The 202-nt window shown below is 64.4% G+C and carries 1 protein-coding gene; it reads right to left on the bottom strand.

The annotated features are described in order from the left end of the window. Positions 1-202: alcohol dehydrogenase catalytic domain-containing protein (locus tag ACX4ZE_RS23635; RefSeq protein WP_480275676.1), on the bottom strand; the 202-nt coding region annotated here is incomplete at both ends.

Genomic DNA, 202 nt, shown 5'->3' with positions numbered 1-202 from the left:
TCACGAACGAGACGGAACTGCTGACCCGCTCTGGCTCGACATCCGGGGCGGTGCGGTACACCATGTCCGCGCTGAGCGTGTTGTACCGGTGGATCATGCCCTTGCAGATCAAGAATACCTTGTCGCCCGGCTCGAAATCGGTGACACCGGGACCGACGCGAGCGATCACACCCGCGCCCTCCGTCCCCGGCTCCAGACCGAA

This window comes from Nocardia sp. TBRC8007 (assembly GCF_056629435.1).
This window is presented reverse-complemented; position numbering and strand designations above follow the sequence as displayed.